This is a genomic window from Mycolicibacterium chlorophenolicum, assembly GCF_001044235.1.
Classification (GTDB): Bacteria; Actinomycetota; Actinomycetes; order Mycobacteriales; family Mycobacteriaceae; genus Mycobacterium; species Mycobacterium chlorophenolicum.
Genome location: NZ_JYNL01000002.1, coordinates 55,093 through 72,780, shown reverse-complemented (window position 1 = coordinate 72,780; position 17,688 = coordinate 55,093). Strand labels below are relative to the sequence as shown.

General features: G+C 63.2%; 15 protein-coding genes. 11 read left to right on the top strand and 4 right to left on the bottom strand.

What is annotated here, in order from left to right; translation table 11 throughout:
• Positions 1–25: 25 nt before the first annotated feature.
• Positions 26–493 carry a nuclear transport factor 2 family protein gene (locus MCHLDSM_RS01270; protein ID WP_048468534.1) on the bottom strand — a complete coding sequence of 156 codons (468 nt, stop codon included), beginning with the start codon at positions 491–493 and terminating at the stop codon, positions 26–28.
• Positions 494–660: 167 nt separating this feature from the next.
• On the opposite strand from MCHLDSM_RS01270, the gene MCHLDSM_RS01265 reads away from it, so the two are divergent.
• The 11 genes from MCHLDSM_RS01265 (at position 661) to folP (ending at position 14,082) form a co-directional block, all read left to right on the top strand.
• The gene (locus tag MCHLDSM_RS01265) at positions 661–1,722 is read left to right on the top strand and encodes a helix-turn-helix domain-containing protein (protein WP_082168630.1); all 1,062 of its coding nucleotides are present in this window, start codon (positions 661–663) and stop codon (positions 1,720–1,722) included.
• A gap of 63 nt (positions 1,723–1,785) precedes the next feature.
• Complete coding sequence (locus MCHLDSM_RS01260) at positions 1,786–3,591, top strand: FAD-dependent oxidoreductase (protein ID WP_048468504.1); 1,806 nt, start codon at positions 1,786–1,788, stop codon at positions 3,589–3,591.
• A 133-nt stretch (positions 3,592–3,724) separates the two neighbouring features.
• Positions 3,725–5,089 carry an aminomethyltransferase family protein gene (locus MCHLDSM_RS01255; RefSeq protein ID WP_048468503.1) on the top strand — a complete coding sequence of 455 codons (1,365 nt, stop codon included), beginning with the start codon at positions 3,725–3,727 and terminating at the stop codon, positions 5,087–5,089.
• A gap of 8 nt (positions 5,090–5,097) precedes the next feature.
• Positions 5,098–5,580, top strand: a complete 483-nt coding sequence (locus tag MCHLDSM_RS35495) for a MarR family winged helix-turn-helix transcriptional regulator (protein ID WP_082168629.1) — start codon at positions 5,098–5,100, stop codon at positions 5,578–5,580.
• A gap of 746 nt (positions 5,581–6,326) precedes the next feature.
• A complete protein-coding gene (locus MCHLDSM_RS01250) occupies positions 6,327–7,208 on the top strand; it encodes a LysR family transcriptional regulator (RefSeq protein WP_060937659.1) in 882 nt (293 codons plus the stop codon).
• 307 nt (positions 7,209–7,515) lie between these two features.
• Positions 7,516–8,364, top strand: coding sequence for a methylenetetrahydrofolate reductase (locus MCHLDSM_RS01245; protein WP_048468502.1), 849 nt, complete (start codon positions 7,516–7,518; stop codon positions 8,362–8,364).
• A 63-nt stretch (positions 8,365–8,427) separates the two neighbouring features.
• Positions 8,428–9,783: a glycine cleavage system protein T gene (locus MCHLDSM_RS01240; RefSeq protein WP_048468501.1), complete on the top strand. Its 1,356-nt coding sequence runs from the start codon at positions 8,428–8,430 to the stop codon at positions 9,781–9,783.
• 117 nt (positions 9,784–9,900) lie between these two features.
• A complete protein-coding gene (locus tag MCHLDSM_RS01235; protein WP_048468500.1) occupies positions 9,901–10,815 on the top strand; it encodes a bifunctional 5,10-methylenetetrahydrofolate dehydrogenase/5,10-methenyltetrahydrofolate cyclohydrolase in 915 nt (304 codons plus the stop codon).
• 11 nt (positions 10,816–10,826) lie between these two features.
• The gene (gene purU / locus MCHLDSM_RS01230) at positions 10,827–11,723 is read left to right on the top strand and encodes a formyltetrahydrofolate deformylase (RefSeq protein ID WP_048468499.1); all 897 of its coding nucleotides are present in this window, start codon (positions 10,827–10,829) and stop codon (positions 11,721–11,723) included.
• A gap of 166 nt (positions 11,724–11,889) precedes the next feature.
• A complete protein-coding gene (locus MCHLDSM_RS01225; RefSeq protein WP_234713813.1) occupies positions 11,890–13,140 on the top strand; it encodes a bifunctional folylpolyglutamate synthase/dihydrofolate synthase in 1,251 nt (416 codons plus the stop codon).
• A gap of 84 nt (positions 13,141–13,224) precedes the next feature.
• On the top strand, positions 13,225–14,082 hold the full coding sequence (folP, locus tag MCHLDSM_RS01220; protein ID WP_048468498.1) for a dihydropteroate synthase: 858 nt from the start codon (positions 13,225–13,227) through the stop codon (positions 14,080–14,082).
• 273 nt (positions 14,083–14,355) lie between these two features.
• Here the strand turns inward: folP and MCHLDSM_RS01215 are convergent, their stop codons facing one another.
• From MCHLDSM_RS01215 to MCHLDSM_RS01205, 3 genes are all read right to left on the bottom strand, one after another.
• Positions 14,356–15,042, bottom strand: a complete 687-nt coding sequence (locus MCHLDSM_RS01215) for a peroxiredoxin-like family protein (RefSeq protein WP_048468497.1) — start codon at positions 15,040–15,042, stop codon at positions 14,356–14,358.
• A 52-nt stretch (positions 15,043–15,094) separates the two neighbouring features.
• A complete protein-coding gene (locus MCHLDSM_RS01210; RefSeq protein WP_053082799.1) occupies positions 15,095–16,441 on the bottom strand; it encodes a glycine cleavage system protein T in 1,347 nt (448 codons plus the stop codon).
• A gap of 120 nt (positions 16,442–16,561) precedes the next feature.
• Positions 16,562–17,362, bottom strand: a complete 801-nt coding sequence (locus MCHLDSM_RS01205; protein ID WP_201780344.1) for an SDR family NAD(P)-dependent oxidoreductase — start codon at positions 17,360–17,362, stop codon at positions 16,562–16,564.
• Between the last annotated feature and the right edge of the window lie 326 nt (positions 17,363–17,688).

Here is a 17,688-nt window from a genome sequence, read left to right as displayed (position 1 = left end):
CTCACGGACTTTCTGACGTTGGATGTCACTGCAACGAGATGTCGCGTCCTGCTCCACGTTCGCTTTGCGGGCGGGGTCCGAAGTAGCGCCGCTCCGATTCGGTGATCGTGACATCGTTGATGCTGGCTTCTCGGCGGCGCATCAGGCCGTTGTCGTCGAACTCCCACAGTTCGTTGCCGTAACTGCGGTACCACTGACCCGCGACGTCGTGCCATTCGTACTGGAAGCGCACGGCGATGCGGTTGTCGTCGAACCCCCACAGGCTCTTGCGCAGCACATAGTCGAGTTCACGCTCCCATTTTTTGGTCAGAAAGTCCACGATCGCCGCACGCCCGGTGAGGAACTGGTCGCGGTTGCGCCATACGGAATCCGCGGTATAGGCGAGGCTGACACGGTGGGGATCGCAGGTGTTCCACGCATCCTCTGCTGCCTGGACCTTGTTGCGCGCGCTGGCCCGATCAAACGGGGGAAAGGGGGAGCGTTGCTCAGACATGGTCGGTTGGTCCACTTCCTCGTCAGTCAGCCGGTTCGGTCCATGGCTTTTTGCCGAACGCCGCTGTGTCGTGCCGCAGTCAGCCGCCGGCGGCAGAGCCAGCGCAACTATTGCGTGCGCAAGCAAACACATACCCTAGCGTGTCTGTCGGACTTACACTGCGGACTATGCCAGCGGTCACAGTACAAGGAGTAACACGGTCGTTCACCACCGCCGGTGTGCCGCCAGAGCAGCAGATGAAACTGTGGCAGGCACATAACTCAGAGACGCTCATGGGACTGCACTGTCGAGCGCTCACCGACGCACGGTTCGACGGCGCGACGGTCAACGTCGAACTGGCTCGCACCCTGTTCTCGCGCGTCCATGCCAATACCGCACACGTGATCGAACGGCGTCCCGAATTGATCACTCGCCAACCCGAAGACGCCGTCGTGCTGTTCTTTGTGCTCGCCGGTGAGGCCTTCTACTATTCCAGCGACGGAGTCCGCATCCTGCGGCGCGGACAGTTCGTGGTCTGCGACTGTGATCGGCCATTCATGCGGGGATTCTCCCGCCACTTCCAGGAGCTATCCCTCAAGATCCACCGACACGCGCTGTTCGACCAGACGGGACTGATGCGGATCCAGGCCCCCCGGTTCGCCGAATTCGGCGGTCACCAGAACCCGCTCGCCAACCGCCTAGTGGACCTTATCGATGCGGCGACACACACCGACGGACCCCGTTTGCCCGACGAAGACACCCTGGTGCGGCTGGTCGAAAGACTCCTGGGTGACGACGACGGGGTGGACGCCCCACGACACCTGGCTGCCGCGCGACGATACGTCGAGGACCACCTCAATGATCCGTCGCTGTCGGCGCAGAAGGTGGCCTCCGCGGTCGGTATCAGTCCCCGACACCTGTCCCGGGTTTTCGCCTCGGTGGGGACGTCCGTGCCGCAGCATGTCCTCGATCGTCGGCTCACTACAGCCACGGCGATGTTGCGCCGGCCCGAAGCGGCGTCCATGACGATCGCCGAGATCGCCAAACGCTGCGGGTTCACCTCTATCACCCACTTCTCGCGGTCGTTTAGCCAGCGGTTCGGCGAACGGGCCTCCGATGTGCGCCGCCGCGCGACCCAGCAGCGGGCACTCGCCAGCTCAACGGTGAGTGTGCATCGGCGCGACATGTTCGTGGATTCAGCCATTGCTGCCGAATCACGCCATAACGGAGCCATCGCAGACCGCTCGTGACGGCCAAGCATTCACACTCTGTCCCAACGGCGCCGACAGCCGCTCGGCGAAGAAAGGCAGACGGTGGAATCGTCACGCCACGACGATATTGCGGAAACCGAGATTCCTCACTCCGCGGTGGTGCAAACCGATGTGTTGATCATCGGGTCTGGCCCGGCCGGGGCCTCGGCCGCGGTGATGCTCTCGACTCTGGGCATTGCCAACATCATGATCACGAAGTACCGGTGGACAGCCAACTCGCCTCGGGCGCACCTGATCAATCAGCGTGCCCTGGAGGTCTTTCGCGACCTGGGACTCGAGGAGCAGATTCATCACGATGCCGCGGGCCACGAGCTGGTCGGCGACTCAGTAGTGTGCACGTCGCTGGCCGGGGAAGAGATTGGCCGCATCCACACCTGGGGTACGCACCCCGATCGAGAGGCGGACTACCGGCGCGCTTCGCCGTGTCTGAGCCTGGACCTGCCGCAGACGTACTTGGAACCAATTCTGGTGCGCAACGCCACTATCCGTGGCACACAGACCCGATTCTCCACCGAATACCTTTCGCTCACACAGGATGACGACGGTGTCAGCGTGGACGTTCTCGATCGGCTCACCGGACATCGATTCACCATTCGGGCCAAGTACGCCATCGGCGCCGACGGTGCCCGCTCAAAGGTTGCCGACGATATCAGCCTGCCGTTCGAGGGCATGATGGACGTCCACGGCTCGATGAGCATCATGTTCAAAGCTGACCTATCGCATCTCTGCGCGCACCGACCGGCAGCGCTGTACTTCGTCATTCAGCCCGGCTCCAACGTCGGCGGTGTGGGCGCCGGCATCATCAGGATGGTCAGACCCTGGAACGAATGGTTGATCAACTGGGGATACGACAACACCGACGACCCGCCAGTCATCGATGACGACGCCGCGGCGCGGATCGCCCGAAACCTCATCGGCGAGCCCAACATCGACATCGACATCCTCGGCGTGTCGCTGTGGGGCATCAACGAGATGTGGGCCACCCACCTGCAGTCTGGCCGCGTGTTCTGCGTCGGAGACGCGATCCACCGCCACCCCCCGGGCAACGCACTGGGCGCCAACACATCTGTGCAGGACTCCTACAATCTGGTGTGGAAGATCGCAGCGGTTCTGCACGGCCATGCCGGCCCGTCGCTGTTGGAAACATACAGCGTGGAGCGTGCCCCGATCGCGCGCCAAATCGTCAAGCGCGCCAACCAATCTCCGCGCGACTGGGGCAAGTTCTATGCTGCCCTTGGTCTGGCCGACGCCACCGACGTGAACGATATGGCGCACCAAATCGACCTGCGAAAGGAGAACAGCACAGAAGGCCAGCGCCGCCGAGCGGCGTTGGTGGAAGCGCTGGATTTCAAGAATTACGAGTTCAACACTCACGGCCATGACATGGGTCAGTTCTACGACTCCGATGCTGTCGTTGCCGACGGTTCGAAGCTGCCTGACCCGCTCCGTGACCCGCAGCTGTATTACCAGCAGTCCACCGTCCCTGGATCACACCTGCCACATGCCTGGGTGGGCAACAACACGGTGAAGCTGGCCACGATGGATATCGCACCGTATTCCCGGTTCACGCTCATCACCGGGATTGCCGGGCAGGATTGGGTGAGCGCGGCTGAGCATGTATCCGCACAGTTGGGGATCGCCGTTGACACTGTGGTGATCGGCCCCGGACGCGCGGTCACCGATCTGTATTACGACTGGGCGAAGGTGCGTGAGGTCGACGAAAGCGGGGCGCTGCTGATCCGGCCCGACAAACATGTCGCATGGCGAGCAATGACCATGCCCGCTGATCCTGCTGCGGCACTGCAAACGGCCCTCGCTGCCGTCCTCGGCCGGAAGGGCGCCGGATGAGCAACCGCCGACGGCCCCGCGCACAGCGGAACACACTGCTGTCCCATACGTTTTCGAGCCGATCAACTGCACACAACCCTTTCCTGTTGTCGCAGACGCAACGACATCGTCGAAACCCGAGAGGAACGTTTTCATGACCGCCGCCAACCTTGAGCAGATGATCCACGAGGCCGGCGGCGACGTCGTGGGCATGCTGCGCAATGCCCCCATGGGCACCTTCGCATTTCCCTACCAGCCTGAGTATTCCAACTGGCGTGACGAACAGGAGGCGTGGGCCACAACGGCGGTGCTGTTTGATCAGTCGACGCACATGACCGATGTCTACTTCAAGGGCCCCGATGTCAAGCGGTTGTTCTCCGAGGCGGCGGTCAACGACTTTACGACGTTCGGCCGCAACAGGGCCAAGCAGTTTGTCGGGGTCAGCGAGGACGGCTACGTCATAGGGGATGGCATCCTGTTCGGGCTCGAGGATGACCAGTACTCACTGGTGGGCACCGGGGTGGCCGGCAATTGGGTGGCCTATCGTGCCCAAACCGGCGGCTACGACGTCGAGGTGACCTTCGACCGTGCATCGGTGATCAACCCTAACCCGCGCAAGATTTTTCGGTTCCAGATCCAAGGCCCCAGTGCGCTGCAGATCGTTGAGAAGGCGTGCGATTCGACCTTGCCCACCATCAAGTTCTTCGCGATGGGCGAATTCACGATCGACGGCGTGCCCATCCGCGCGTTGAATCACACCATGATTGGTCAGCCGGGACTGGAACATACCGGTCTGGAGATGATCGGCCCATTGGATGAGGGCGCGCTGGTGTGGTCGGCCCTTGTTGAGGCCGGTGCAGAGTTTGGCCTGAAACAAGCCGGGGGACTGGCCTATCCGACCACCGCGCTGGAAACGGGATGGATCCCCTTTCCCGTGCCGGCCATCTATACCGGTGATGCGATGAAGGACTACCGCGAGCACCTTGATCCCATGACGCTGGAGGCTAACTACGCCCTCGCTGGAAGTCAGGTGTTGCCGCGCATCGAGGATTATTACGTGACGCCGTGGGATATTGGCTACGGCCGGTTGATCCATTTCGACCACGACTTCATCGGCCGTGACGCGTTGATCAACCTCGCCGATACCGCGCACGCAAAGAAAGTGTGGCTGTGGTGGAATCCGCAAGACTGCGCCCGAGTGCTCGCCGACAGCCTGTTCAAGAAACCGGGCCAGGGCCGCACCAAGTACATGAGTCAGCCCTTCACCGATTACGCAGTCAGCCAAAACGACATCGTGTTGGCGGCGCGGCAGCCGGCGGGCCGCTCGACTTACTGCTCCTACACCGTCAACATCGGAAGCTTCGCCTCGATCGCGGTGATGGACGCGCACTACGCCCGCGACGGCGTCGAGGTGACCGTGATCTGGGGCGAGCCTGACGGCGGCACCGCCAAACCTGGCGTGGAACGACACATTCAAGCCGAGATCCGCGCCAACGTCAGCACCACGCCGCTGGCGTAGGACCCGATGTGTCGCACCCCGACAGCGGGCCACTGGTCTATCGGCTTCACCGGTTGTTGACGACACTGCGTACGCAGATCTCTGCGGCGCTCGTTCCGGTGAATGTGTCGTTTTCCCAATATGTCTGCTTGCAGATACTGCATACCGCACCAGGTCAGTCGAACGCCGATTTGGCCCGCGCCATGGGTGTCACACCACAGGCCATGAGCGGTGTGTTGTTGCGGATGCAAGCCGATGGGCTCATAGACCGGCCCGACACCGTGGACTCCGGTCGGGCACGACCGGCATCGCTGACTAGATACGGCAGACGGATTCTCGAACGTGCCGACGCCGCTGTCCGTGGTGTAGAAGAATCAGCGTTACTGGGGCTGACCGATGCTCAGCGTGACGCTCTACTCACGCTAAGTACACAGAATTTCGGCGGCACCTCGGGTGCGCGCGTCGGCCCCACCGACCTCAGACCTCACGCCAACGCCCCGAATGCAACGTGACCGTAGGAACGCCACCCACCGTGGGCATCAGATCTCACTGCCCGCAACGCCGGCCCGGGGGCCTGATGGCACCATCCCCGTGGATCCTGACAATCCCGGCTGAACTGATCATGAACACGCCATCGGTGTTGCGTGCGCAAGCAAGTGCCTTCGGTACGGCGACATCGGCGTTACGCTATTCGACATGACATCCGCTCCGGTCGCGACCGCCGCACATGCCTCGGTGGGGCGCCCCACAGGTAAGGCAGCGATTCATTGCTAGCCCCAGCAGTGCTGATCCGATTGCGGCCCGACCCTCGGCGCGGGTCGCGACCGGGCGCCGGTGCACGGTGTGACTCCGGCCGCGGGTCGGTCCCCGGCAACACCGAGCCGGCCGCTGTTGGCGGCATTATGCACGGCCTACCTGGCAGAGAGGGACATGTCGACGCTGTGCGCTATCGACGCCAACATAGTCCCCAGCAGCCGCGCCCAACCGGGCGGTGTGAGTTTGCTGGACTGCCACGACGCGGCACCGACGCACACGGCGGCCGCCGCCCCTCACCGCCCACCGGCGAAGTATCGGCACCATTGGCCGCCAGCCTCCCGCCACGGCCCAACAGCAAACCGGCGCAGGGTCTGCCCCGGTTGCCGCACGCAGGCCGTGAGGTCGGCCGCAGTCATCTCAGCGATTTCCCATCCCGCCGCGCCAGGTCTTCCTACAATCGCTGCGACCCTGCAGTAACGCCAAACCGGTAGCGATCGGACCCGTGGTGCTTGATCCACGCCAGCTGGAGTGCTTCATCGCGGTAGCTGAAGAACTCAACCTCAACCGCGCCGCGATCCGGCTACACATGTCACAGCCCCCGCTGACGCGCCGAATCCAACGCCTCGAGCGCGATCTCGGCGTGGAACTGTTCCGCCGGACACCTGGCGGGATGGAACTCACCGAAGCCGGCGCGGTGTTTCTTGAGCGCGCGTATCGCATCGTCGCGTTGTCGACATGCGCCGTCGAGCGCACCCGCCTTGCCAGCAACGGTGAGATCGGCCATCTCTCGGTGGGCTACTACGACCCTGCGATACTCACCGGCATCCCCGAGCTGATACGCGGCTTTCTCGACCAACATCGCCTTGTGACAGTGAGTTTCGAGTTGATCGCCAAACACAACCAGATCGACTACCTGCGTGACAAAGTTCTCCACGTCGGCTTCGGCCGTCATTACCCGGACGAACCCGGTATCGTGTGCCGACCCGTGATGTCTGAACCGCTGTACGTGGCGATGCACCGAAGCCGGGCACTGGACTGGCGCAGCCCCGCCACCATTGCCGATCTGCGCCACCAACCCTTGGTGGTCTATCCCACGATGCGGCCCGAATTTGCCGACGAGGTAATCGACTTGTGCCTCCGTGCGGGATTCACCCCCCGGGTGACCATCGAGGCCGAGGACGTGGTGTCCTGCCTGGCCTACGTCGCACTCGGCATCGCCATCGCCGTCGTGCCCGACTCGGCAACCAGGACGAAACCCGACGACGTTGACTTCATCCCGCTGCAGGACGCGCCGCCTGCGCCCCTGTATTGCGCGCATCTGCGCGACAACTCCGCGCCCACCCTGCGTCTGTTCGTCGACTACCTCGACACCCGCCTCGGATAGGCGGCATCACCGCCAACGTAGCAGTCGGGGGACGCGCCCTTGGCCGATGCCAGCGATCAGTTGGGTATAGCAGGGGTTCAAATCTGGTATTGGACAATCGGTCAAGCGTAATCCAATGTGATCTTTAACGCAGTTGTACCGCAGTACGGGAGCTGATCACTCCGCAGCGTTAGCAGCAGCTGGCTAATACCCAGCGGGTGCACCCTGGTCCATTCCATGAGTTCGCGCGTAATGACGACGAATTCGGTCACTGGCTGCCCGAATGTTTATTCGCCATGCCCATACAGCAGTTAAGAGAGGTGCTTCAATGACGACAATTGACGGCTCAGACACCACAATCGGCCATCTGGTCGCCACCGCCAACATTGAAGTGATACCGCTGCGTGGCGCTGAGGAGAAAACCGCGGCCATTCCCACCTCCACGACCGTCACGATCACCTGTTCACCCAAGTTCGGCCTGGACCGCACCCTCGACCATGTGGTTCGGGCCCGCGAATCCGGGCATCGGGTCGTTCCCCACCTGGCGGCGCGGATGGTCGAAGACGAAGCCCAGCTGAAACGATTCCTGGCGACACTGAGTTCGGCGGGTGTCGATGATCTCTATGTCATCGGCGGTGACGGCGAAGAGCCGGTGGGCAAGTACAGCGAGGCCTTCGACATTCTGGAGGCGATCCAGGGACTGGATCACAACCTGCAGCGCATCGGCGTGGGCTGCTATCCCGAAGGGCATCCGAACATCCCCGACGCGGCGCTGCTGGACGCGCTGCAGCGCAAGCAGCCCTACGCCGACTACATGGTCAGCCAGTTGTGCTTCGACGCCGACGCCTTCACCGGCTGGCTGCGCACCATGCGAGAGGCCGGTATCACCCTGCCCGTGCGCATCGGCATCGCCGCGCCGCTGCAGACCCGCAAACTCATCGAGCTGTCGCTGAAAATCGGAGTGGGCTCCTCCGTCAAATTCCTGACCAAGCAACACGGCTTCGTCGGCAACTTGCTCCTGGGCCGGTCCTATACGCCGGAAACACTGATCACCGAAATTGTCGCCGAAAGCGATTTCGAACAGCTCGGCGTCGAGGGATTGCACATGTTCTCGTTCAATCAAGTTGACGCCACTGTCGAATGGCAAAGCCGAATGTCTGCCGCCATCGCTAAGTGACCACATAATCCTGACCGGCAAAAGTGTCGTCGACGCGCTAGATCCATAGAAAGGGAACACCCAATGACCGCCGAGAGCCTCGAAGATAAGATTCAGCGCCACGGCAACATTGCCGACATGCTGCGTAATACGCCGCAGGGGGCCTACGACTATCCGATGCGCAGCGAGTACAGCAACTGGCGTGACGAACAGCGCGCCTGGAAGCAGACGTCGGTGTTGTTCGATCAGTCGTTCCACATGACCGACATCTACTTCCAGGGTCCCGACGTCAAGCGGCTGTTCTCGGATCTGGGCATCAACAGCTTCACCACGTTCGGCCGCAACAAGGCCAAGCAGTTCGTCGCCTGCAACTACGACGGTTACGTCATCGGCGACGCGATTCTGTTCGGGTTCGAAGACGATGAATACAGCCTTGTGGGCCGGCCGGTAGCGCCCAACTGGGTGGCCTTCATGGCCGAGACCGGCGACTACGATGTGAAGGTCACCCGCGACGAGCGCTCGATCGACAACAAGGGCAAGCGGCTGCTGTTTCGCTACAACCTGAATGGACCCGCGACCGGCCGGATCATCGAGAAGGCTGTCGGCGGCAAACTGCCCCGCATCAAGTTCTTCAATATGGCCGAATTCGAGATCGCCGGCGTCCCCATCCGGGCTCTCAACCACACCATGGCCGGCGTGCCCGGCGAGGAGTTCACCGGCCTAGAGCTGATGGGACCCTTCGATCAAGCAGACACCGTTCGTCAAGCCTTGCTCGAGGCGGGCCAAGAGTTCGGCCTTAAGCTCGGCGGTGGGCGTGCCTACCCGACGACGGCCATTGAAGGTGGATGGATACCCTCGCCAGTGCCGGCGATTTACACCGGCGAGGCCATGAAGCCGTTCCGGCAGTGGCTGCCCGCCAACGGCTTTGAAGCCAACGCATCCATCGGCGGCAGCTTCTACTCCGACAACATCGAGGACTACTACTGCACCCCATGGGATCTCGGGTACGGTCACACACTGAAGTTCGACCACGATTTCGTCGGACGCACCGCGCTGGAAAAGCTCGCCGACCAACCACATCGGCGCAAAGTGTGGCTGCGGTGGAACAACGATGACACGTGCGCGCTCATCGTCGACAGCCTGTTCGGCAGCGGGGAACGCCCCAAATACCTCGACATCCCCGTCTCCAACTACACCAGCGGCCCCTATGACAAGGTTCTCCTGGGCGACCAACTGATCGGTGTGTCAGCCAACGCCGGCTACACCGTCAACATCGGCAGCTGGGGCTCGATGGCGATGGTCGACGAAAAGCAAGCGGTCGAGGGCGCTGAAGTCAAACTCGTCATCGGCGAGGAAGGCGGCGGATCGGCCAAGCCGACCGTCGAGCGACACGCACAACGGACCATCCGCGCCACCATCCACACCACACCCACGGTGTAACAGGCTCCCGTCCTGCCGGAGCCCACCGAACCCCTTCGGTGCCGGCAGGACGGGGTTCCACTTCGCCCGGCCGCCACGCCCCCAACATCGCCCGTCCTGAAAGGAATCGGTGCCACGATGACCGCGCAAATAATCGACGGACGCAAACTCGCCGACACCCTCAAAGTCACCGTCGCACAGGAAGTGTCAGCGCTCGCCTCCGACGGTATCGACTGTCGTCTGGCCACCCTCAGTGTGGGCGACGACAATCGCGCCGCACTCTACGAACGACGCATCGCAGCCACCGCAGCCGAGCTGAATGTCGCCCATACTCACATCGGTCTCGCCGGCGACGCCGGACCCACCGAGGTGATCGAAGCGATCACCACGCTCAACAACGACCCAGCCATCAGCGCAATCCTGATTCTGCGCCCGCTGCCGGAGCATCTCGACGAAGCCCAAGTGTTCGGAGCTCTGGCGCCGCTCAAGGACGTCGATGGCGTGCACCCCGAAAACGTCGGCTTATTGGCACTGGGAACACCACGATTCGTCTCACCGACCGCCGCATCAGCGTTTCACGCCCTTGACGAGTGGATCGAGCAATCGGGCATCGACAGCCGAGACTTCTACCACAACGCGCTGATCGTCGTGGTCGGGCGCTCGGCCAACGTCGGCAAGCCCGCCCTGCTGCTGGCGCTGCAGCGCCAGGCCGCCGCCGAATCGGTCGACGAATGGGTCAACCGCGGCGGCCAACTCGGCTGGCATACCCGCCACGCCGACGTCTTGATCGTCGCCGCCGGCTCACCAGAACTGATCCGCGCCGAGCACATCCGCGAAGGCACCGTCGTACTCGACGTCGGTATCAATGCCGTCCACGACACCGGCGGCGTCCGCATCGTCGGCGATGTCGACTTCGCCCAAGTACGCTCCCGCGCGCGAGCATTAACACCAGTGCCCGGCGGCATCGGCCCGCTCACCGATCTGTGGGTCATCCGCAACACCACCGTGGCGGCCCGCCTCAACCGCAGTCCCGACAATCGTGAAACCCACTGAGAGATAAACGCATGAACGCCCCCCGTGCAGCAGCCCTGGACACCATCCACAAGCCCACCGGCTACGTGCTCACCCTCTCGTGCCCCGACCAGCCAGGAATCGTCTTCGCTTTGACCGAGTTCTTGCTCCTGCACGATTGCACGATCGTGGAATGCCAGCAGTTCATCGACCGCGACGCCGAAAAGTTCTTCATCCGCATCCAATTCGAGGCCGCCCACGACGCCGCACTCGAAATAGACGCGCTGCGAGCCGATTTCATCGACCTAGCGCAACGATTCGCCATGCATTGGAGAATGCTCTACACCTCCGACAAGCAACGCGTCCTGATCATGGCCAGCAAATACGGCCACTGCCTCAACGATCTGCTGTTCCGCACCGACAACGGAGCCCTCAACATCGACGTCGTCGCCGTGGTCTCCAACCATCCCGATCTGGGATGGATGGCCGACAACTATGACATCCCCTTCTATCACGTCCCGGTGTCGGCCGATACCCGCACCGAGGCCGAGACCCGGCTACTGGAGCTCGTCGACGAGCTCCACGTCGATTTGGTGGTACTGGCCCGTTACATGCAAATCCTGTCCAATGATTTGTGCAAACAACTCGAAGGCAGGGCCATCAACATCCACCACTCCATGCTGCCCAGCTTCAAAGGAGCCCGCCCCTACCACCAGGCACACGCCCGCGGCGTCAAACTTGTCGGCGCCACAGCACATTACGTCACCGCCGACCTCGACGAAGGTCCAATCATCGAACAAGAGGTCGCCCGGGTGGATCACTCCATGAGCGCTTCGGAAGTGACCATGCTGGGCCGCGACACTGAATGCCTGGCGCTGGCACGCGCGGTGCGCTGGCACACCGAGAACAGGATTTTGCTCGACGGCGCCAGTACCGTGGTCTTCCGATAGTGGCGCATCCTTAACCACCACCGTGAACCTCACACGACGATCCGATCAGGTTCCAGCCGCGATCCGAGCGATCGCCAGCAGGCGCATCCCCGCCAGCCTGCCCTGGACCGACCCGGTCAGCGCGGACGAATACCTGGCCGGCCTGACCGGCTACGAAGTGTCCGGGATGATCAGAGAGCCCAGTACCCGACGGATCGAGGCGATCGCCACCGCGCTGGGCTCACCCAACCACCGGTTCCCATCGATCCACATCACCGGCACCAACGGCAAAGGCTCCACGTCGGCGATGGCGACCAAACTGCTGCGCAGCCAGGGACTGCGGGTGGGCACCTACACCAGTCCGCATTTGTCCGAGGTGACCGAACGCATCGCCATCGACGAAAAGCCGGTATCGGACCAACAATTCGCCGAAGCACTCGGCGCGGTGGCGTGGATGTCGCGGCGCATCGGGGTGACACCAAGCTGGTTCGAGGCAGTGACCGCGGCCGCGTTCACCATATTCGCCGATACCGGCATCGACGCCGCCGTCGTCGAGGTCGGCATGCTGGGCCGATGGGATGCCACCAACATCCTTAACAGCACCGTCGCAGTCATTACCAACGTCGAACTCGACCACACAGAATTCGCCGGACATACCCGCATGCACATCGCCATGGAAAAAGCCGGCATCGTGCACCCGGGGACCACCCTGGTATTGGGCGAAACAGACCCGAAGCTACTCCCCATCTTCGCCGCCCAACGACCACGCCAGCTTCTGCAGCTGGGCGTCGACATCACCGCGACAGACCGTCAGCGCTCACCCACCGGCTCAACGGTCGACCTGGCCACGCCCTGGGGTATTCACCGCACGGTACCGGTCAACCTGCTCGGCGCACACCAGTGCCGAAACGCCGCATTAGCGTTGGCGGCAGCCCAGTGCTTTCTCGAATTACCCCTGGACACACCGACGGTGCACCAGGCGCTCGGCACGGTCCAGATCAGTGGACGCGCTGAAGTGCTGCCCGCTACCGCACCGGTCATCGTCGTCGACGGCGCGCACAACCAAGCCGCTGCACGCGCACTACGGGAAACCCTCGATGAATATTTCTCCACTGCGAAGAGGCGTGTGCTGGTGTGCGCCGCATCCGGTAATCGGCGCCCGGCGGAGTTCCTCAACGGCATCGGCGCCGCCGATTTCGACCTTGTCATCGGCACCGAGGTGGCTTCACCCAGATCAGCACCACCAGAATCGATCGCAGCAGCCGCACGCCGATCAGGCGTGGCGGCCATGGCCCACCCCGACATCGCCGCAGCCCTGCACAGCGCTGTGACTTCCGCGGGCGTCGACGGCCTGGTTATCGTGGCCGGCTCGCTCTACCTCGTCGCTGCAGCGCGCGAAGCTGCGGCCGGACTTGCATCGGCTCACAAGGGGGAGTGAGAGCGCGTGAATCGTAACGCTCGAGGACACGCTGGAACCGTTGGCCGACCCGCCCCACCCCGGCTGCGACAGCCATTCGAGGAGATGCTGAACGCTTCCAACGCTGACACGCGCCACCCGCAGCGATGTCTGGTCATGGGTGTGCTCAACGTCACGCCCGACTCGTTCTCCGACGGCGGCCGGTACACGAAGCTGGATTCGGCAGTGGCCCACGGGCACGCGATGGCAGAGGCCGGCGCCGACATCATCGATATCGGCGGCGAATCGACTCGGCCTGGAGCCCAACGCATCTCGGTAACCGAGGAACTGCGTCGAGTCATACCGGTGGCACGCGAATTGGTCGCCGCGGGTATCCCCGTCAGCATCGACACCATGCGAGCCGAAGTGGCCGTCGCGGCCGTATCGCGTGGCGTGCAGGTCGTCAACGACGTCAGCGCAGGACTAGCCGACCCGGCAATGCCAGCAGCGATAGCCGAGATGGGCGTGCCCTTTGTGGCGATGCACTGGCGCGCCCACAGCGCGGTCATGGAACAACACACCCATTACCCAGGAGACATCGTCGCCGTCGTAGGCGCGGAATTGGGCCGCCGCATCGACGCGCTCGTAACGGCCGGCGTCGGATTCGACCGTATCGTGGTTGACCCTGGTATCGGATTCGCCAAAGACGCGTCCCATAACTGGACACTGCTCAGCAGGCTGCCCGAACTCAGCGCCCGGCTGCAGCGACCGGTTCTAGTCGGTGCATCGCGCAAACGCTTCCTGCGCAGAGCCACCGGCGCCGCCCTTCTCGATGCGGCCACAGCCTCGGTGTCAGCTCTGGCCGCCGCGGCGGGCGCCAAGTGCGTGCGTGTCCATGACGTCGCCAGCAATTTGGCCGCAGTCCGGGTCGCCGAGAACTGGACGATCCACGCGTCCCGGTCGACAGACCAGATCAGCCGGTGATCGGATGCCGCAGTGAGCGTTTCACCGACTGAGGCAGCGGCTGTCAGGCGGTGCACGCCAGTAGGACGACAAGCACACCCCGATGATTCCGCAGCAGCTACCGTCGTGGGCCGACCTGCCGATGGCGCTCACGGGCGGTCTCCCGCGGCGCGCTCCACAGGGCAGGCGGAATGAAATAGCTGCGGCCTAACCGCCGGCGATACCCCGTTGACTCAGTCGTGGTGTCGCCTAGCACGTCCTGAGTCTCGACGAGCGGCTCGTCGGAGCCGACGCTCACCATCGCGCTCCAGCCAGCGCCCGCGCATCGGTCATCACCACATCACGCAACACCGTCAGGACGCGACCGGGTTCGGCGCGGTGGGTGTAATCGGCGTCGACGAAGGCAAATTCAACGATGCCGTCAGTGCCGACGACGTAGGTGGCCGGCAGGGGAACTTCGGCATGCCCACTGCCGTTGAACGCCGCGACATTTGTGCCATGGCGCAGCTGGTACCGGACGACCTCTGGCTCAATGGTGTGAGTGAGCCGATATCGGCGGGCAACGGCATTACCGGGATCAGACACCACCGGGTAGTCCAGGTGGTTACTCTGCTCGGTCGCTGCGCAGCGATGCGGCAGCTCGGGGCTGATCGCCACCACGGTGGCGCCGAGCTGTCGGATCTGTGCAAGTTTGGCCTGATAAGCCCGTAATTCAAGATTGCAGTAGGGACACCAGCTGCCCCGGAAGAAACACACCACCACCGGACCCGACGTCAACAGCGCCCCCAGACTCACGTCGCCGACAACCCGATCGTGTAGCACGAACAGCGGAGCCGGATCGCCCACGCCGACCGCGCTTTCGGCCACCCGCTCACGCACCACAATGTCGATCGCGTTGGCGCGCACCGCTCGCTCGTTCGGGCTGCGACGAGCGAAAGCGCGTTGGCGCTGCCAAGCCAGGTCGATGTCCAGCACGATCATTCCTGTCCGGGTGGTCGGCCTTGACGGGCACGCACCAGGTGTAGGCCGCCTCTTATGTCAGCGGCGCTGTGCTGATTGTTGCGCGGATCTCGGTCTGTACATGCGGTTCCAGGTTGGGCTTGGGACTGTTGGGATCCTGGCCCCACAGCAGCGTTACGTCCGCCCCGTCGACGGCCTCGGCCTCATCGATCATCGCCAAGGAGACCAGGCTGCCGATGTTGACGGTCGAACCGCTGTAGGTCGCCAGCCCAATCATGCGGCCATCCTTGCGCACTTGGTCGAACTGGAAGTGAGTGAACGAGGCGATGGGCAGATTCAGCGCCATCGGCCGAGCTGCTGGATCAGCGTAGATACTGTCGGCGAACACGCGTGCCGCGTCTTCGGGGTTCCATTGCAGCCACACCTTGCGGCGGTGCGGCTGGGAGGCGCGCCGCTCGAGTGCTTCCCGCCCGATGAAGTCATGGTCGAACTTGACGGTGCGCCCGTACCCGAGGTCCCACGGTGTGAGGTAGTAGTCCTCGATGTTGTCGGAGGCGAAGCTGCCGCCGATGCTGGCGAAACCTTCCAAACCGGCCGCCGGTAGCCACTTGCGATAGTCGGCGAGGCGCTCGTCGGTGTAGATGGCCGGTATCGGTGAGGGGATCCATCCCGACTCAAGAGTTGTGCTGACGTAGGAGATGGATCCGCCCTGGCGCAGCCCGAATTCCGCGCCGGCCTCCAGCAGCGCATCGAGCACGGCGCGCGCGCCTTCGGCAGGACCCACGAGTTCTAGCCCGGTCAGCTCGCGGCCCGGCGCCCCCGCCATTGTGTGATTGAGCGCGCGCACCGGTGTGCCGGCGATCTCGAAGCGGCCCATGTTGAAAAACCGGATGTGCTCCAGCGGGCCGCGGGTCGCCTTCTCCAAGATTTTCTGGGTAGAGGGCCCGTTGAGTTGGTAGCGAAAGGTCAACCGGCCCTTCGGATTCGCTTCGGCGCGCTCGTCGCGCACCACGCTGACGTCGTAATCACCGGTCTCAGCATGGTATTGCACCCAGTTGGGTGCGACCGGCGTGCCCACCAACACGTATTCGTCGTCGTCGAAGCCAAACAGGATGGCGTCGGAAATCACATAGCCGTCGTCGTTGCAGGCGACGAACTGCTTGGCCTTGTCCTTGCCGAACCCGGCGAAACTGTTCACCGCGAGATCGGAGAACAGCCGCTTGACGTCGGGGCCTTTGACGTACAGATCGGTCATGTGGTGCGACTGGTCATACAGCACGCTGGTCTGTTTCCACGCGCGCTGTTCGTCGCGCCAGGTGGTGTACTCGGGCTCGAACGGCATCTTGTAGTGAAGAGCGGGCAGGCTGCGCAGCATCCGCGCCGGATTGCCGGCCTGATCAAGTAACTGTTGCAGGCTCACTCCGGCCAATGTCTCCAGTGACATTGTGTTCCTTCCTGTGGGATCGACTACGGTCTTGTCCGACTCAGAGGCGGGCCCGGGGATCAACGGCCCCCGCGCCACGTCACACCGACATTGCTCTCACAACACTGCTTTGCTGATACCACCGTCGACCTCCAAGACCGAACCGGTGATGTACGAGGACTGATCAGATGCCAGGAACACCACCGCGTTGGCGACCTCAGCAGTGTCGGCCCATCGGCCGATACGGATGCCGGTCGCTGCTGTTATTCCATTGCGGACGTCCTCGGCGGTCTTTCCTTGCGCCTTGCCCATCGCTTCGTGGCGGGTGGTCCACCCTTCGGTCAGGGTCATGCCGGGGGACACGGCGTTGACCAGAACATTCTTCTTCGCCGCTTCGCTGGCCAGGTAGTTGTTGAATGCGAGGACGGCCGCGTTCGTGATGCCGGTGACTCCGGCGTTGGGCACCAAAGTCAGCGCCGTAGCGCCGGCGATGTTGATTATCCGTCCCGATCCGGAGTCGCTGAGCAGCGGTAACGCAGCCGACGCGACCCGGTGGAAGCCGAGCAACTTAGCGTCAAGATACTCGGCGAGCGTGTCGGTGGGGGTTTCGGTCAGCTCCGCCGGCGTGAGCTGCGGGCCGGCCGAATTGACGACGATGTCCAGGCGGCCCAGCCACGAATGAGCTTGGGCGACGGCGTTGCGGACCGACTCCGTGTCGGTGACGTCAGCCACCAGCGTCAGCACATGGTCGGGTCCCGGCGACGGCAGAGTAGCAGCGGCGGACTTGAGTGCATCCTCATCACGGGCGAGCAGCACCACACGGGCGCCGTGCTCCTGCAGGGCCTTGGCGATGGCGTATCCGATACCCCGGCTCGCGCCGGTAATGAGGGCGACGCGATCCTGAAGGTCCAGTGTCATTGCAATCGTCTCCTAGACAAACGCTCTCGGTATTGCACCGCGACTCAATCAGCCGGCGGATGTGTTGAGCCCGAGCGGGACGCCCTCGTTGTGGCGACCCACTGCGGTACTACCCCCGATGGGCACGTCGAGTTTCGGTACTCAACGACCACCGTCGGGTGAAAGCTAACATAGCTTGCGTGCTCAAGCAAGAGAATTGTGCGATGCTGTCATACGCTCACGTGCCTTGGGAGGCACGACGCCACGGCCAGGCAAGACGACCCCTAACCACACGTTCCCGCCAGAGCGCGCGAGACGCCAGGGTCAGCAGAGCCGAGTTGGTTAGC

Excerpts from the sequence above, each read along its gene's own strand:
- MCHLDSM_RS01240 (WP_048468501.1), top strand. The coding sequence starts at position 8,428 with ATGACCGCCGAGAGCCTCGAAGATAAGATTCAGCGCCACGGCAACATT.
- MCHLDSM_RS01255 (WP_048468503.1), top strand. The coding sequence starts at position 3,725 with ATGACCGCCGCCAACCTTGAGCAGATGATCCACGAGGCCGGCGGCGAC.
- MCHLDSM_RS01245 (WP_048468502.1), top strand. The coding sequence starts at position 7,516 with ATGACGACAATTGACGGCTCAGACACCACAATCGGCCATCTGGTCGCC.
- purU (WP_048468499.1), top strand. The coding sequence starts at position 10,827 with ATGAACGCCCCCCGTGCAGCAGCCCTGGACACCATCCACAAGCCCACC.
- MCHLDSM_RS01225 (WP_234713813.1), top strand. The coding sequence starts at position 11,890 with ATGATCAGAGAGCCCAGTACCCGACGGATCGAGGCGATCGCCACCGCG.
- folP (WP_048468498.1), top strand. The coding sequence starts at position 13,225 with ATGCTGAACGCTTCCAACGCTGACACGCGCCACCCGCAGCGATGTCTG.
- MCHLDSM_RS01235 (WP_048468500.1), top strand. The coding sequence starts at position 9,901 with ATGACCGCGCAAATAATCGACGGACGCAAACTCGCCGACACCCTCAAA.
- MCHLDSM_RS01265 (WP_082168630.1), top strand. The coding sequence starts at position 661 with ATGCCAGCGGTCACAGTACAAGGAGTAACACGGTCGTTCACCACCGCC.
- MCHLDSM_RS01215 (WP_048468497.1), bottom strand. The coding sequence starts at position 15,042 with ATGATCGTGCTGGACATCGACCTGGCTTGGCAGCGCCAACGCGCTTTC.
- MCHLDSM_RS01205 (WP_201780344.1), bottom strand. The coding sequence starts at position 17,362 with ATGACACTGGACCTTCAGGATCGCGTCGCCCTCATTACCGGCGCGAGC.
- MCHLDSM_RS01270 (WP_048468534.1), bottom strand. The coding sequence starts at position 493 with ATGTCTGAGCAACGCTCCCCCTTTCCCCCGTTTGATCGGGCCAGCGCG.